13 protein-coding genes and 2 pseudogenes are annotated in these 17349 nt (G+C 32.8%); all 15 read right to left on the bottom strand.

All coding sequences use genetic code 11. The features are described from left to right. Window positions 1-298: 298 nt before the first annotated feature. A complete protein-coding gene (gene recA, locus MUA21_RS04865; protein ID WP_262561990.1) occupies window positions 299-1354 on the bottom strand; it encodes a recombinase RecA in 1056 nt (351 codons plus the stop codon). Between the two features lie 166 nt (window positions 1355-1520). After that, entirely contained in the window at window positions 1521-2672 is a 1152-nt protein-coding gene (locus tag MUA21_RS04860) for a CinA family nicotinamide mononucleotide deamidase-related protein (protein WP_107525965.1), read from the bottom strand. 226 nt (window positions 2673-2898) lie between these two features. Next, the gene (pgsA, locus tag MUA21_RS04855) at window positions 2899-3477 is read right to left on the bottom strand and encodes a CDP-diacylglycerol--glycerol-3-phosphate 3-phosphatidyltransferase (RefSeq protein ID WP_046208613.1); all 579 of its coding nucleotides are present in this window, start codon (window positions 3475-3477) and stop codon (window positions 2899-2901) included. A gap of 54 nt (window positions 3478-3531) precedes the next feature. Then, complete coding sequence (locus tag MUA21_RS04850) at window positions 3532-3924, bottom strand: helix-turn-helix domain-containing protein (RefSeq protein ID WP_080937823.1); 393 nt, start codon at window positions 3922-3924, stop codon at window positions 3532-3534. A 31-nt stretch (window positions 3925-3955) separates the two neighbouring features. Continuing rightward, window positions 3956-4786, bottom strand: a complete 831-nt coding sequence (locus MUA21_RS04845) for a DUF3388 domain-containing protein (protein WP_046208615.1) — start codon at window positions 4784-4786, stop codon at window positions 3956-3958. A gap of 190 nt (window positions 4787-4976) precedes the next feature. Further along, the gene (gene ymfI / locus MUA21_RS04840; RefSeq protein ID WP_046208616.1) at window positions 4977-5681 is read right to left on the bottom strand and encodes an elongation factor P 5-aminopentanone reductase; all 705 of its coding nucleotides are present in this window, start codon (window positions 5679-5681) and stop codon (window positions 4977-4979) included. Between the two features lie 3 nt (window positions 5682-5684). After that, on the bottom strand, window positions 5685-6971 hold the full coding sequence (yfmH, locus tag MUA21_RS04835; RefSeq protein ID WP_262561985.1) for an EF-P 5-aminopentanol modification-associated protein YfmH: 1287 nt from the start codon (window positions 6969-6971) through the stop codon (window positions 5685-5687). A 2-nt stretch (window positions 6972-6973) separates the two neighbouring features. Then, window positions 6974-8260, bottom strand: a complete 1287-nt coding sequence (gene yfmF / locus MUA21_RS04830) for an EF-P 5-aminopentanol modification-associated protein YfmF (RefSeq protein ID WP_262561984.1) — start codon at window positions 8258-8260, stop codon at window positions 6974-6976. 10 nt (window positions 8261-8270) lie between these two features. Then, entirely contained in the window at window positions 8271-8984 is a 714-nt protein-coding gene (locus tag MUA21_RS04825; RefSeq protein ID WP_107525967.1) for a GntR family transcriptional regulator, read from the bottom strand. A gap of 2 nt (window positions 8985-8986) precedes the next feature. Beyond that, window positions 8987-10441, bottom strand: a pseudogene (locus MUA21_RS13325) (DNA translocase FtsK); the annotation flags it as partial. A gap of 105 nt (window positions 10442-10546) precedes the next feature. Continuing rightward, window positions 10547-11422, bottom strand: a pseudogene (locus MUA21_RS13320) (DNA translocase FtsK 4TM domain-containing protein); the annotation flags it as partial. 277 nt (window positions 11423-11699) lie between these two features. After that, on the bottom strand, window positions 11700-13373 hold the full coding sequence (gene rnjB, locus MUA21_RS04815; protein WP_046208620.1) for a ribonuclease J2: 1674 nt from the start codon (window positions 13371-13373) through the stop codon (window positions 11700-11702). A 352-nt stretch (window positions 13374-13725) separates the two neighbouring features. Continuing rightward, on the bottom strand, window positions 13726-15834 hold the full coding sequence (pnp, locus tag MUA21_RS04810; RefSeq protein ID WP_046208621.1) for a polyribonucleotide nucleotidyltransferase: 2109 nt from the start codon (window positions 15832-15834) through the stop codon (window positions 13726-13728). A 155-nt stretch (window positions 15835-15989) separates the two neighbouring features. After that, window positions 15990-16259, bottom strand: coding sequence for a 30S ribosomal protein S15 (gene rpsO, locus MUA21_RS04805; RefSeq protein ID WP_019468698.1), 270 nt, complete (start codon window positions 16257-16259; stop codon window positions 15990-15992). 107 nt (window positions 16260-16366) lie between these two features. Next, window positions 16367-17338 (bottom strand): bifunctional riboflavin kinase/FAD synthetase, encoded by a 972-nt coding sequence (locus MUA21_RS04800; RefSeq protein WP_107525968.1) that lies wholly within the window; start codon window positions 17336-17338, stop codon window positions 16367-16369. Window positions 17339-17349 lie beyond the last annotated feature (11 nt).

Genomic DNA, 17349 nt, shown 5'->3' with positions numbered 1-17349 from the left:
TATATCAAATTCAATATGATTATATGAAGTTATATAAGAATCATACAATGTAATTGTACGGTTTCAAACTAAGAAGTGTCAAGGTGTGCAACTACATTAATTAAATATTTGAATAGCTTCTTTTACATTAAAATAGTTACAGTTACTGCTATTGCTTATTTCTTGTTGTTTTTTCATCATAAAAAAATTTTATTTAATAATTTTAAACCTATATGCAATTACAAAAAAATAAGTGTGTATTTATAAATACACACTTATTTTATAAGAAAATTTATAATATTTTAACTTAATTTATAAGTTACTCATCTTTTTCATCAAAAAGTGTAGCTGGTGCATCTTCTTCCTCTTTTTCATCTATATCACCATCAAAAATACCTAGTTTTTCTCGCAATTTCTGATCGATTTCTTGTTTAACTTTTGGATTTTCTTTTAAATATAATTTAACGTTTTCTTTACCTTGACCCATACGCTCACCATTATATGAATACCAAGCACCCGATTTATTAACGATTTCATTTTCTACACCAAGGTCTATGAGCTCTCCTTCTTTAGAGATACCTTTTCCGTACATCATATCAACTTCAGCCACTCTAAATGGAGGTGCTACTTTGTTTTTTACCACTTTGATTTTTGTTCTGTTACCAACAATTTCTTGACCTTGTTTCAACTGTTCAGCACGACGAACTTCTAAACGTACAGAACTATAGAATTTTAATGCACGTCCACCTGGTGTCGTTTCAGGATTACCAAACATAACGCCAACTTTTTCACGAATTTGGTTTATAAATACAGCAGTTGTATTTGATTTAGAAATAGCACCAGACAATTTACGTAATGCTTGTGACATTAAACGTGCTTGTAAACCGACATGTGTATCGCCCATTTCGCCTTCAATTTCAGCCTTCGGTGTTAACGCAGCTACTGAATCGACAACGACGATATCAACCGCACCACTTCTAACAAATGCTTCAGCGATTTCTAAGCCTTGCTCACCATGATCTGGTTGAGATAAGTATAAGTTTTGAATATCAACACCTAATGCTTCTGCATAAACAGGGTCTAAAGCATGTTCAGCATCAATAAATGCAGCGATACCACCATTTTTTTGTACCTCGGCTATGGCATGTAATGCAACTGTTGTTTTACCAGAACTTTCTGGCCCATATATTTCTATGATTCTACCTTTAGGGTAACCACCAACTCCTAATGCGTTATCTAGTGTTACCGAACCACTTGATACACTAGAAACTTTACGTGCTTCATTATCACCAAGTTTCATTACTGCACCTTTACCAAATGATTTTTCCATATTTTTAATTACTGTATCTAAAGCTTTTTGACGATCATTATCCAAAACGCTGGACCTCCTAAATGAGATTTATCTCTGAAAAATATCTTAACCATACTATACATTGATTTAAAGTATTCTGCAAGCATTTTACGAATATTTGTTCGCTAATAGCAGAACAATTCTTTATAAAAAGGGAACGTACGTACTAATCATTGTTTGTTTTGAATTATTAATTTTTTTCTCTAAAGTAGTTTAATAATCTAATCAATGAATAGTTTTGTGATCTTTTTTTAATTAAATTTCTATTCTTCGTCATTTTAAATGATTTAATGGTTAGGCATTCGTTTTCTAAAATACCTAAGTATACTGTACCATTTTCATGTAATAATGAAATACCAATTTCAGCATTATACAAATCTTTGACGATACGGCATGAAATTAGTAATTGATGCTCCATATCCTCTTTAGAATTTATAAACTGTTGGTGATGGGGTAACATACCAAATAGCTTATTTGAATAATCATGATCTTTCATTCTAGAATATAATTCGCCATCTGTTACACCATCATAGATTGCAAATGATTGTTTCATATGTCCTAAAAAGGATGATTCTATGGAATTATCATCTGACCCGTAATAATATTTACCTATACGTGACAGGATTTCTTTTTTTACTGGTGCTATTAGTGCTTCACACTCTTGTTTAGAGTTACCATTCGCCGTCAGTCTTATATTAACTTCATGCGTACCAGCTAATGGTGCAATAGTAGGATTTGTTTGATTATCTATCAAATCAATTAAAATAGTTTCAACTTTAGATTCACCTATCCCTGCAAAACGCAATAATTCTGAAAAAATAATACCTTCTCCAGTTAAAAAATATGGTAATAAGCCATCTTTTGCCATCGGTTGCATTTCTTTAGGTGGACCAGGCAATAGAGCGATGTGTTTATCGTTATATTCAATCAGCATACCTGGTGCCATACCTACTTTATTTTCTAAAACTGTTGCACCTTCAATGACTAGTGCTTGTTGTTTATTGTTCGGAGTCATTTCAACATTTTGATCTTTAAAATAATGCTCAATATACATCAATGACTTTTCATCCGTTACTAAATTGCGATCTAATATTTGAGCTACCGTATGCTTTGTTAAATCATCTTTAGTAGGTCCTAATCCACCAGTAAGAATAACAGCATCATATTGTTCCAATGATGAATGTATTGCTCTTTCAAGTCTATTAGGATTATCTCCTACTACAGTGTGTTCTACAACACTATGTCCTATATCATTAAATAATTTTGATAGATATTGACCATTGGTATTTGCAATTTGACCCAGCAATAATTCAGATCCAACTGCTATAATTGATATATTCACACTTTCCCCTCCTTGTCCGAAAGAAAAATTTCGCTATTTAATTTGTTAAACTTATTATTTATATTATAAATCCAATTCTATTTAAAAACTAAAATTTCGTTTGAAGATTATTCTGTCTTAATTAATAACGATTCTGTATCAAGATATACTATTTTAACAAAAAAACTGGAAAGGTGCTTAAAAACACTTTCCAGTTGAATTCATGTTTGCCAGAACCAAACTCATATTATTTAGCCTTAAATACATCTCTACCTTTATAAAAGTATTCAATACCAGATAGAATCGTAAAGAATACCCCTATGTATAATAGCACCTGACCTATTGGAAAACCAATCCATGTAGCTAATGGGTCGCCTAGTAAAATCCATACTAACGCAATCATCGTAACCGCCGTTTTAATTTTACCTAATTGGCCTGCTGCGCTTACAAAACCTTGTTCGATTTGTAATAAACGTAACCCTGTAACCGCAAATTCACGTGCAATAATAATAATCGCAACCCATGAGTTTGTTAACCCAATTTCAACAAGAGCAATCAAAGCACTTGAAACGAGTAATTTATCTGCTAATGGGTCTAAAAATTTACCCATATTTGTAACAAGCTGCCATTTTCTTGCTAAGTAACCATCTGCAAAGTCACTTAACGAAGCAACAATAAAGATAATACCACTAATCAATAATTCAATTCTAATTTCATATCCACCAATAAAAGTTACATTACCAAAACCAAAATCTACTAAAGCGAATAATAGAAATACTGGAATTAATATAACTCTAAAGACAGTTATCCAATTCGGAATATTCATTTCAAATCCTCATTTCTATATATATAACTTACAACAAAACTACAATAACATTTTTTATAAAAATAATACCGCTAATATCCACAGTATGGCAGTGATAATAATCACTAGACTTATTACTACTGCTAACTGCAGAGGTTCTTTGTTTTTACTACGATAAGTAGGTTGATGATCTGAAGAAAAAGCATCAATCGTTTCTTTCAAATTGTTATCATGATTAGGAATTTCATCTCTATGTGCATGAATAAGCTGTTCAGCATCAATATTTACAGCCTTTGCATATTTGCGAATAAAACCTTCTACATAATCTGCATTTTTAAGGGACTCAAAATCATTATTTTCAATGAGTGTTAAAGCTTGGCGTTTGATTTCTGTTCGGTTTTCTAATTCTGTTAATGTCATACCTAATCTTTCGCGACGTCCTTTTAAAGTTTGACCAACTAAACTCACGATGTTAGTCCTCCTCTTCCATTATCTTTTACTATTCAAAAAATCCAAAACCACCACCGAAAACATCGTCACCGAAATCAAGATTATTTTTACTTTTTACGGTATGTTTTTTCATTTCTTCATAATGGATTTCTTGATTTTTATTTTCTCTTAGCTCAATGATATAATCAAAATCACTCATCTCATAATCACTAGTTTCCACAAATAAATCTGGATGTTCTACAACTTTAATCGCTGGTAAGCTCATAACTTCTTTCACTAATTCTTGATGTTTTTGGTTAGATTCTCTGGCTGTAACCGCACCATCAATAATATAGACATGATCAGAATCATACTCACCTTTGATGAGCGAACTACGAACAGTTTGTTTAATTAGCGTAGAACTAATAAATAGCCAACGCTTATGGGCACAGACACTACCAGCAACAATCGATTCAGTTTTACCTACTCTAGGCATACCTCTAATTCCGATTAATTTATGCCCTTTTTCTTTAAATAATTCGGCCATAAAATCTACTAATAAACCTAAATCTTCTCTTTCAAAACGAAATGTTTTTTTATCAGCAGCATCTTGTTCTATGTATCTACCATGTCGTACAGCCAATCGATCTCGTAATTCTGGTTTACGCAATTTAGTAATAGAGATGTCATCAATTTCACTAACGATATTTTCAAATCTACTAACTTTTTCAAGGTTATCCGATTTAATTAATAGACCTCTTCTGCCTTCGTCAATGCCATTTATTGTAACAATACTAATACCCATCATACCTAATAAACTGGAAACGTCACCTAATAATCCAGCTCTGTTCATTGTAATTTCATATTCTAAATACCATTCTTTTTTTGTAGCAACTGTCATGGCATATACACCCCTTAGTTTATAAATCGCAACAATGCGCTTTGACTAAAATCTATCACATTTTCAGTTATTTATTAAATGAAAAAAGCATAGTACCATATAAATAATTTAAAAGTAATGTAATGAATGATATTGATATTATATCATTGAATGATTCACAGGTGGTTTATTTTTTCTATTATATCAAAAATTATAAATACCAAGCACCATTCACTTTTTGTATTGTACCAGTGACACTTTTGGCTAATGGATTACAAAGATAACTACAAGTATGGGCAACTTCTTCTGGTTCAATAAATCTTTGTTGTGGTAAATCTTGAGATAAAGTTTCAAGATCATTTTCTCCCCAAGCTTTTAACATATTACCACTTACAAAACCAGGTGCGATCGCGTTCACAGTGACTGAAGTCAATGATAATTCTTGACTCAGTGCTTTTACGAAGCCAATTTGAGCTGACTTCATCGCCGAGTAGACTGTTTCCATACTCGCACCTGTTTCTCCCCATATTGATGAAATAACTATAATCCGCCCATTTTGACTTTGTCGTAACTGGTCTACAAAATATCTACACATTCTAATGAATTGGCGCACGTGAATTTGATAATGCTCATCAATCATTGCATCCGTCATATCTTGCAACTGACCATACAATGCAGTGCCGCTCGCATAAATAAGACAATCTAAATTTTTTATAAAATGAAAATATTGGTTAAAATCATCTACGTTGCGCAAATCACATTGTACCAATTGCACTGAACTATGGTTGAACTGAAACTTTAATTTATTGATATCTGTATTATTATAATGAACGATGACTTCATACCCATCAGATAATAAGCGATTAACGATTGCAGAACCAATTGACCCTGAGCCACCTATAACTAAAGCTTTCATTGTTTATTTCATCTCCAAACGACTATCTACAATTTGGGATAAATTCAAACTCGATTGTGCCGTTTCATTTACGCTTTCCAATGTAATACTTTCAACAATATCTAATAGATCAAATAAACTTACACCTTCAAAATAAAGTTTTGTATATTGGTTCGCAATATATTCAGGCGAATTCAAACCTGATATAAACTCACCAATAAATTGCTTTTTCAATAAATTAAATGCTTCTGTATCAGTTAAATTGCCCTGTTTTGCTTCGAGTTCATCCAACAATAATTTTTTTAACTTATCTGGTTGTTGAGTCGCACTGGTAATCATGGAAAAACTATATGTAGGCTCTAATACAAATTGATACCCAAATGTTTCATCTATCAACTCTTCATTAAGTAACATTTGATAAAAGTCAGTTTCTTCACCAAATAGTAATTCAAAAAACAAAGTCATTTCTAAATCTTTTTTTACCAATAATCTATCTGGCACATCAGTTAATGGCATATTTTTAAAGCCAAGCATAATTCTAGGTGATTGCAATTTCATCTTTTCAGTGACTACTTTTTCTTTTACACTATCCTGTTCTTTTAAAGAATCCCTAACTATTCGCGGTTGATTCGTTTTATCTCTTTGATTTTCATGGTCAGCAACAACATTGTAAATATGGTCTACATCTACATCTCCAACAACAAATAAAACCATATTAGAAGGATGATAGAATGTTTCATAGCATAGGTATAAATCTTCTTTAGTTATTTCATTAATACTTTCTACGCTACCAGCTATATCTACACGAATTGGATGTGATTCATACATAGCTCTTAATGTATTAAACATTAATTTATATCCAGGTTGCTCTTGATACATTTTTATTTCTTCAGCAATAATACCTTTTTCTTTATCTACAGATGCTTCGGTAAAGTATGGTGTTTCAACCATGGTTAACAAGCGTTTTATATTGCTTTCAATATTATCTGTTGCACTAAACAAATAACTTGTTCGGTCAAAACTAGTAAAGGCATTTACTTGTGCATTATCTTCTGCAAATGCAGTAAACAAGTCTTCTTCCTCATTTTCAAATAGTTTATGTTCTAAAAAGTGCGCTACACCATCTGGTACAGTAACATAATCTTCACTGCCATGTGGTTTAAATTTACGGTCTAAGGAACCAAATTGAGTTGTATATGTAACAAATGTTTTCTGAAAGCCAGTTTTAGGGATAACAAATAATTTCAATCCATTATTTAACTCAGCTTCATATACAGTTTCATCTATTTGCTTATAGTATGTGCATTGCATTATTAATTATCCCCTTTCGTTAAAACATAGATTGTATTGAGTTCTATATTTTTTGCTAAATCTATGATTTCATCATAATCCACATCTTGAATGTGTTTAATGTATGCTTCCTCTGATATATCATGTTCTAATAGAATATTATTATTTAATATCTCTATGATGCGTTTAGGACGGTCATATGACTCTTGACGCTGTGAAATAATAATCTTTTTAGCAAGTTCTAATTTTTCTTCGCTAAATTGACCTTGTTGGAACTTTTCAAATTCCGCAATAATTGTATCTTTCGCTACTTCATATTTGTCAGATGAAACACCACTAAGAACAAACATAAAACCATTTTTTGCATCTATTTGGGAATGAATTGAATATGCTAAACTTTGTTTTTCTCGTACTTCGTTAAACAAAACGGAAGATGGGTCTCCGCCAAACATAGTATTAAAAACAACACTTGCAAAATATTGTTTATCTCCAAATTGTACAGGCAATTTAAATCCAATATTTAATTTAGCTTGATCCACTTCATCTGTCTCAATAATTTCTTGTGGCACATTATCTGCTTGTGGCACTGGCGTCGCATGAGATTGTTTGAATTGGAATGGTTTTATATCAAAATAAGTTTTGATTTGAGATTTTACTTCTTGTTCATCTACATTACCCACGACATAAACAGCACAATAGTCGTTGTGTAGCATAGATTGATATGTATGATATAAATTTTCAGGTGAAATATCTGCTATGTAATCTACTTGTCCTGAAGCTAGGTGACGATATGGTTGTTCACCAAACATATACTTCAATAAATTTAAAAAAGATATTTGAGATTTATTATCAACCATTGCTTCTAATTTTTTAGTTAATAAAGCTTTTTCCTGTGAAACGAAGTTTTCGTCAAAACGATCATTAACAACTAAAGGATTCCAAATCATTTCTCTCAACAAATCTAAACCTTTTTCAAATAATGGGGTTTGATCAGTAAGATAGCGTTCATTCACTAATTCCAATGATATTGTGATGACATGTTTGTCTTTAAATTTTGAGACAAAGCTATTAACATACGCACCATACAATTCTGAAAGATGACGGTTAAACGCCTTGTCTGTTGGCCATTTTTTTGTAGCACGCACGAGTAACTTACTGAGAATTGATCGAGCTGTCATGGTTTCACTATCTAATGGTGCCATAAATTTTAAAGTAATTGTGGTCGTTTTGAACTTTGTTATTGGTAACACATTAATATGCAAATTATTTTGTTGTTCATTAATTTTCAAATTGTCAAACCTCACTTTCATAATTTTGTTATTATATACTATTTCTAACCGTTTTAAATTTTACTAAACTACTTTTGAAATAATTAAAAGAATAAAGTATTGGTTGATCATTTTTATCATAATGAATTAATTTCAATAACATAAGTCCTTCATGTGGAGAAGCATCTAAAATATCCGAAATATGTGGTTCATAACCAATAGCTTCAATCTCAGTTTCTGCATATGCCACTTTTTTCGAAGCATAATATTCCAAAGCATTTAACAAAGATTCATCACTATTTTGATACTCTGCACATGTTAAATCTTCAGCTGGTAGCTTATCCAAACAATAAACAACTGGCATGCGGTCAGCCATTCTCACACGTTCAATAATTGTCACCAACGCCTTTTCAGGAAGATTTAATCTTTTAGCATCTAAAGAGGTCGCAGGTTTTTCGTCTAAATTTATAAATTCTGTACTCGCATGATACCCTTGATCTTCTATCATTTTACTAATACTAACCAACTCATCTAATGGATAGAAGAATGGGTGCAGCTTTTTCACACTTGCACCTTCTTCTAAATTATTAGATAGCACTTGCTCAGTAATTAGTTCATCAACTGCATCGTATACATCATCTGTTTTAACATTTAATTTTCTAGCAACCGCAAGATTACTAGGTAAAGCATCTCCCGGTTTCAATCCTCTCGTACTTATCTCTTGAATCAGCCATTCTTTTACTTTATAAACAGAAGTTACTTCCATATTTACACCTCATCACTATCTAAATCCACAAGTATTTGCCTAGGTTTACTACCTTTTTGTGGTCCAATTACTTGATTACGTTCTAAATCATCCATCAATCTAGAAGCACGGTTGTAACCAATTCTAAATTGTCTTTGCAATAACGATGTACTTGCCTTTTGTTGTTCAATTACAAATAAATACGCTTCATCATATAAGGCATCTTCACTCTTCATTTCTGATTTTTCAACTGGGGCATCAGGTTCCATTTCTTTTACATAATTCGCTTTTTGTTGCTCTACGACATAATTTACGATGTCTTGAACCTCTTGGTCACTTAAAAACGCACCTTGAACTCTTGTTCTAGTTGATCCACCATTAGCGACATAAAGCATATCACCTTTACCAAGTAATTTATCTGCTCCGCCACTATCAATGATTGTTCTAGAATCAGTTTGTGAACTCACAGCAAAGGCAATTCTAGACGGAATATTATTTTTGATTAAACCAGTAATTACATCAACGGATGGACGTTGTGTTGCGATTATTAAGTGAATACCAGCAGCACGTGCCATTTGTGTAATTCTTTGAATTGCGTTTTCTACTTCTTTACCAGCAACCATCATTAAATCTGCTAACTCATCTACAATCACGACAATATATGGTAATTCTGATTGCTTTTCATCTAACGCTTCATTTTGCTTTCTAATCGCTTCATTATAACCTTCAATATTTCTAGTAGAAGAATGTTGAAACAAGTCATACCTTCTTTCCATTTCTGCAACTACTTTTTCCAAAGCTTGTGATGCTTTATGAGGATTGGTTACAACAGGTATGAGCAAATGAGGGATGCCATTGTATACGTTTAATTCTACCATTTTCGGATCAATTAACATAAGTTTAACTTCATGTGGCTTTGCATTTAATAGGATACTTGTAATAATACCATTGATACAAACAGATTTCCCGCTTCCTGTAGAACCTGCTACAAGTAAATGAGGCATTTTGTTAAGTTCTACTGTGATTGGGTCACCTGAAATATCTCTACCTAGTCCTACTTCTAATTTATTCGAAGCTGGAAATTTTTCATCTAACACTTCTTTTAAAGAAACAAGTGAAATCTTATCATTTGGTACTTCTATACCAACAGCAGATCGGCCAGGTATTGGTGCTTCGATACGTATGTCCTTAGCTGCTAATGCTAACGCAATATCATTATGAAGATTAACAATCTTACTTACTTTAACACCTTGAGCGGGTTGTATTTCATATTGTGTCACTGCTGGACCTATTTTAATTTGAGTGACTTTAGCATCTACACCAAAGTTTTTTAAAGTGTTTTCTAACAACTGCCCTTTTTTCTGCACTTCAGCTTTAGAAGTTGATTTCTGTTTAGCTGGCTGTTTCAATAACGTTAATGGTGGTATTTTATAGGCTTCGTTTTCTACTTCTCCTGCCTCAGATATAGAATTAGAAGCTGCATCTTTATCATATACTTCACTTTCTTCTAATTCGTTTAAAGGTTGCTCTGTAATTCCATTATCTTCTTGATTCATTTGCTTCGCCGCATTTTGATTATTTTGATCAAAAACGCGTTTAGACCTTTTATTTTGAGGTTGTGCTTGTTGAATATCTTCATCTTTATAATCGTTATGACCATAAATCGGAATTGATTGTTGCTCAGTCGTGTTGCTACTAATCTCAGGTAAATCAGTGACATCTTTAACGTTATTTTGAGATTGTGATTGCTCAGCTGCTTTTTCAGCTTTTCTTTCTGCTTTTATACGTGCTTTAGCATCTTTCTTAATTTTATTTTCTTTGCGACGCTCTTTAAGATTTGCAGAAGCATCCTGACTTTTTATTTTCATTTTTTCAAAAGCAACTTTAGATACATCTCTATGTCTTTGTTTTGTCAATAAGATAAAACTAGAAGCGATTAATAATATCGTTACAATAATCACTCCGACAATTGAAATAAGAGGTATCAATAATGCCAATAAGTAATGTCCAAATAAGCCTCCACCAAAATTTGGAAATGTCGTATGTTCATAAGATTTATAAACATATGATAGCACAGGCTCTCTGAGCGATTGTGCTCTATGCATGAAATAGTATACTATTTGAGTCACAAGTAACAATGCAATTTGTAAAACAAATGCGCCAGTGGTACGTCTTGTCTTTGGTAACGCTTTATAATAAGTAATGAATACAGTACTAATCAAGATTAATATATAAGTTAAATACCTACTTGTACCAAATAAGTAATTGAAGAAACTATCTATCATGGTGCCTATAATACCCAATTGAAAAACACCAAGGATGATAGCAATAAAAATCACTATCGCAATAATATATCTTAACGGACTATCACTTTTCTTCTTTTTATTATTTGCGGTTTTCTTTTTCGTATTCGATGTTTTTTTCTTTGTTGTTGAGCTCTTTCTTGTTTGTGCCAACATTCACACCTTCTTTTCAACTCTGTTTTTTCAATATGTATATGAACCATAAATGTGTATTTTAATTACAAGTGAAAATACACATAATAAATATGCTTTTAAATACTATAAAATCATTTTATTACATACTTATAATAACATAAAAGAGGTAAGACATTATTCGCTCCAGTATATTTAAAGGTTGTATATAATTTGTTTAGATATAACATATATACAATGTACTTTTAAATAACTTTACCAAAGCGTCTGTCTTAACCTCTTTATTTTAGAATAGAAATTATTAAATTTCAGAAATTACCGGAATAATCATCGGACGGCGTTTTGTATTTTCAAAAAGTAGTTTGCTTACTTGATCACGCATATTTTGCTTGATTTCTGACCATTCAATACGTTTTTCTTGTAAACCTAATTCAACGATTTCACGTACTTTTTCTTCAGCTTCATTTAATAAAGCCTCACTTTCCCTTACGTAAACAAAACCACGAGATTGAATTTCTGGACCAGCAGCAATTCTACGATTCTTAGGATCTAGCGTTACGACTGCGATAAAAATACCATCTTCAGCAAGTAAATGACGGTCACGTAATACGATGTTACCAACATCACCTACACCTATACCATCAATGAGCACATTGCCAGAATTAACTTTCTCATTTAAAATCATTTCTTCGCCATCGTAGTTTACTACATCGCCTTTTTCCACTAAGAATATTTTTTCTGGTTGGACGCCTGCCTCATTAGCTAACTTGGCATGGGCAATTTGCATTTTAAATTCACCATTTACTGGGATGAAATACTCAGGTTTCATGATATTAATCATCATTTTTAACTCTTCCATACAACCATGACTTGATGTATGAATTTTTTTACTGTTTGGAATGATTTCTGCGCCTGCTCGAACGAGTTCATTTAACGTATTTCCAACAATCACTTCCATATTAGCAGATGCAGTAATTGCTAAGAAGACGGAATCTCCTTCTTCAATATTCATGATTTTATGTTTCTTTTGAGCCATTTGACTTAAAGCTTCAACAGGTTCTCCTTGCATACCAGTAGCAATGATAATCACTTCGTTTTTGGGATAATTTTCCACTTCATTAATTGGTATTAGTAGATCCTTAGAAATATCAAAATAGCCAAGCTTTCTAGCGATATTAAACGAACTTTCCAACGAACGACCTAGGAAAGATACTTTTCTATTTAACCTTTGTGCAATGTTTAAAACTTGTTGAATGCGAATAAAATTAGATGCATAACATGAAACGATTAATCTACCTTTCACCTTTGTAAACGCATCATACATATGAGATTCTATCACGTTTTCAGGTGTATTATAACCTGGTTTTTCTGCCTCAGTAGAATCACTGATTAACGCAAACACACCATCTTGTCCAATTTCAGTCATCTTTTTCAAATCTGGTGCATAATGACCTTGTAAACTTTGATCGAATTTGAATTCTCCAGTGTAAACAATCGCACCATATGAAGTGTGTATACAAACACCTAAACTATCTGGAATACTATGAGTAGTATTAAAGAATGTGACATTAACACCCTTAAAGCGCATAATTGATTCATTATTAACAGTATAATATCTAACTTTCTTATTAACATTGCGCGCCTTCATATTTTCCTTGATTAATGCAATTGTTAATTTCGATCCATAAACAGGTGCATCAACTTGTTCAAGCACATAAGTTACAGCTCCTATCGCATGCTCATGCCCGTGCGTTAGGAATATACCTTTTAATCTCTCTTTATTTTCTATCACATATTGAATATCAGGAATAACAATATCTACACCTAACATTTCATCTTCTGGAAACATCAGTCCCGCATCTAACATAAACATTTCATCGTCTACTTCAACGATATACATATTTTTCGCAATTTCCCCAACGCCTCCGAGAGGGATAATACGAATATTTTTATTTTTTTTCTTAATTAAACTCAAAATGTTACCTCCTATTTAAATTACCCGTCCATATATAAACTCATAGTTTATTATAAGTGAAAATAGGCCTTATGTACACTATTAAAGTAGTTCTTTAGTTGTTTTAAAATATATCATTGGAGGATTTGTATTTATTTAAAAATTTTTCTCAGGAGCGTAATGTCGTATTAATCGCACTTTTTAATGTGCATTTTCAAATATATATTTAACTTTTGACTTAATATTTTTTATTAGACTAGCTCAAACATTAAAAAAAGAAACCAGTGAACTGACTTGAACTTTTCTACAATAGAATTAAAATAATTCTATTGTAAGCAGTTCTCATCATTTTACCAGTCTCTAGCAATAAACATTATTTAGAATGATTAGATAGTAATGCTTTATGCGAAGCATTTACTCTACCTTGTTTATCAATTTCTGTAACTTTAATTTTAAATGTGTCTCCTACTTTCAACACATCTTCTACTTTATCAATGCGCTCATTAGCAATTTGCGAAATGTGTACAAGTGCGTCTTTACCTGGGAATAATTCAACAAAGGCACCATATTTTTCAATACGTTTAACTGTACCATTGTATACCTCTCCAACTACCGCTTCTCGTGTGATTTCGTCTATGATACTACGTGCTTTTTCAATCGCATCTTTATCTACTGCACCAATAAATATCGTTCCATCTTGTTCGATATCTAATTTAACACCCGTTTCATCAATGATTTCATTGATTTTTTTACCACCAGGACCAATGACATCTCTAATTTTTTCAGGTTTAATAGACATCGTAACAACCTTAGGTGCAAAAGCACTAAGTTCACTACGTGGCGTATCAATTGTTTTTAACATATGATCTAATATGGCTAAACGACCTTCTCGAGCCTGTTCAAGCGCTTCTTTAATAATTTCTTTAGTTAAACCATCAATTTTGATATCCATTTGTATAGCTGTAATACCTTCCGATGTACCTGCTACTTTAAAGTCCATGTCTCCAAGCGCATCTTCCATGCCCTGTATATCTGTTAAAATCGTATAACTATCGTCACGTGTCACTAATCCCATGGCAATACCCGCAACTGGGGCTTTGATTGGAACACCTGCGTCCATCAACGCTAATGTGGACCCGCAAATAGAAGCTTGTGATGATGAACCGTTTGATTCTAATACTTCACTCACTATTCTCACAGTATATGGGAAATCTTTAACGTCTGGAATGATGTGGCTAAGCGCACGTTCTCCCAACGCACCATGTCCAATTTCACGTCGACCAGGTGAACGAACTGGACCAGTTTCACCAACTGAATAATTTGGGAAATTATAGTGATGCATAAAACGCTTTTGTTCTTCTTCACCAAGACCATCTAAGATTTGGTATTCACTCATTGACCCTAATGTTAATACTGAAAGTGCTTGAGTTTGTCCTCTTGTGAATAAACCTGAACCATGTGCTCTTGGTAAAATACCTACTTCAGATTCTAATGGACGAATTTCATCTGTTTTACGACCATCTGGTCTAATTTTTTCTTCTGCAATGAGACGTCTAACTTCTTCTTTAACCAAGTCATCTAATATACTGTAGACCTCTTTGATTAATGCTTCATTTTCGTCATCATTTTCATCAACAAATTCTGATGCAACCTTCTCTTTAAGTTCATCTAAATTAATATCTCTTTGTTGCTTGTCAAATGTTAATACGGCCTCTTTCAAACCATATGATTCAGTTAATGATTTTACATTGGCAACGAGTGATTCATCTTTTTCAACAGGAATAAATGCTTTTTTCTCTGGTTGAATATGGTCGATAATTTCTTCTTGGAAGCTAACTAGACGTTGAATTTCTTGATGTCCAAAGAAAATCGCTTCAAGCATTTCATTTTCTGTAATTTCACTTGCACCAGCTTCTACCATATTCACCGCATCTTTATGACCAGCTACTTCTAAATCGAGTCTAGATACTTCTTTTTGTGCAACGGTAGGGTTAATCACATATTCACCATCTATATAACCAACGTTTACACCTGCTATTGGACCTTGAAAAGGTATATCAGAAACACTTAATGCCATTGACGAACCTATCATTGCTGCCATTTCAGGAGAGCAATCTGGATCAGCACTCAATACTGTATTCATAATTTGAACGTCATATCTGTAACCTTTAGGGAACAGTGGTCGAATGGGTCTATCAATTAAACGTGCAGTTAACGTGGCTTCATCACTTGGACGTCCTTCGCGTTTTTTAAAGCCACCAGGTATTTTACCTGCAGCATACATTTTTTCTTCATAGTTAACCATTAATGGGAAAAAATCACCATCTCGTGGTTCTTTCGATGCTACTGCAGTAGATAAAACGACTGTATCACCATATCTAACAAGTACTGCACCGTTTGCTTGTTTGGCTAATTGTCCCGTTTCAATCGTTAAAGATCTATTTGCCCACTCGGTTTTGAAAACTTTTTTTTCTTGAGACATTACGAATCTCCTCTCATTTATCTGTTAATCCTATCATATCATTTATTAATAAAGATTTATATTAGTATATAGTTTAATGTATAATTATAAATGCAAAAATTATAAAAAAGGGAAAGACCCCAAAGGTTCTTTCCCGATAAATATACGTCTAAAGATTAACGACGGATACCTAATGATTTAATTAATTCACGGTAACGTTGAATATCTTTGCTACGTAAGTAGTTTAATAGGTGTCTACGACGACCTACCATTTTTAATAATCCACGACGTGAATGGTGGTCTTTCGTGTGTTCACGTAAGTGAGTGTTTAATGCAGTGATTTCTGCAGTTAACACAGCGATTTGTACTTCTGGAGAACCAGTGTCCGCTTCGTGTGTGCGATATTCTTTAATTAATTCATTTTTACGTTCTTGTGAAATTGCCATAGTCAATTTCCTCCTTTTTATTTTTATGCGCCTTTATCCGAGCAAAACGTCGGAGTCTCGAACTGCCAAGATAAAGGTGCCTAGTATGTGTGTTTAACACATCAGACTTAAATATTATATGATATTTCGTCACCAAAATCAACAGAAAGTAAATATTTCGCTTTTTCTTTATCTTTATTCATTTGTTCAACCAAAGGATCTATACCATCAAATTTAACTTCTGGTCTTAAATAATGATGCCAATAAACGATAACACGCTCACCATATATATTTTCATGAAAGTCAAACAGGTTAACTTCTATTACAACTTGCGCTTTAGACGGATCATGAAATGTGGGTTTGACGCCAACATTGGCAGCTCCACGATAAACTTTATCATCTGCACCTATTTTCATACTCACAGCATAAACGCCATTTTTAGGCAAAACGTAATCTCCACTTGGCTCTACATTCGCAGTGGGAAAGCCAATTGTTCTCCCACGTTTTTCGCCTTGTACAACCATACCTTTAATTCGATATCGATATCCAAGTTCATCGTTAGCTTTTTGTAAGTCTCCTGTTTTGAGTGATTTTCTAATATCTGTTGTAGAAATTTTTTCCGATTCGAGCTCTTGTTTACTCACGATAGTCGTATTAAATTCCGTCATTTCATCTAAAATCATCATGTTTCCTTTTCCAAATTTGCCGAAAGTGAAGTCAAATCCTGCAACCACTTCTTTTACATGATTATTAATGATATATTCTCTTATAAATTCTTCGGCACTTACATTGGCGAATTTAGATGAAAAGTTAATAACGATACAATAATCAATACCGTATGAATCTAATATTTCTATTTTATCTTGAATCGGTGTTAAGTAATCTGTACGTTTAAGTTCGGGGTTTAACACAACAGAAGGATGTGGATCAAATGTCATTACAGCTTTTTTTAAATTCGATGCCTCTGCCTTTTTTTCTAAAGTATCAAATACCTCTGCATGGCCCTTATGCATGCCATCAAAAAAACCAAAAGCCATTGCTACATCTTCTGATATATACTGATTTTCTTGAATCGGATGAGTTACTTCAATTACTTTCATGGTTATTTCTC

It is taken from the genome of Staphylococcus ureilyticus, from assembly GCF_025558845.1.
GTDB classification, from domain to species: Bacteria; Bacillota; Bacilli; order Staphylococcales; family Staphylococcaceae; genus Staphylococcus; species Staphylococcus ureilyticus.
The sequence above is the reverse complement of the archived record's forward strand: the minus strand, read 5'-3'. Positions and strand labels throughout refer to the sequence as shown.

Coding starts and splice junctions, on each gene's coding strand:
- ymfI (WP_046208616.1), bottom strand. CDS start 5,681: ATGAAAGCTTTAGTTATAGGTGGCTCAGGGTCAATTGGTTCTGCAATC.
- yfmH (WP_262561985.1), bottom strand. CDS start 6,971: ATGCAATGCACATACTATAAGCAAATAGATGAAACTGTATATGAAGCT.
- MUA21_RS04845 (WP_046208615.1), bottom strand. CDS start 4,786: ATGACAGTTGCTACAAAAAAAGAATGGTATTTAGAATATGAAATTACA.
- yfmF (WP_262561984.1), bottom strand. CDS start 8,260: ATGAAAGTGAGGTTTGACAATTTGAAAATTAATGAACAACAAAATAAT.
- MUA21_RS04800 (WP_107525968.1), bottom strand. CDS start 17,338: ATGAAAGTAATTGAAGTAACTCATCCGATTCAAGAAAATCAGTATATA.
- rpsO (WP_019468698.1), bottom strand. CDS start 16,259: ATGGCAATTTCACAAGAACGTAAAAATGAATTAATTAAAGAATATCGC.
- MUA21_RS04825 (WP_107525967.1), bottom strand. CDS start 8,984: ATGGAAGTAACTTCTGTTTATAAAGTAAAAGAATGGCTGATTCAAGAG.
- pnp (WP_046208621.1), bottom strand. CDS start 15,834: ATGTCTCAAGAAAAAAAAGTTTTCAAAACCGAGTGGGCAAATAGATCT.
- pgsA (WP_046208613.1), bottom strand. CDS start 3,477: ATGAATATTCCGAATTGGATAACTGTCTTTAGAGTTATATTAATTCCA.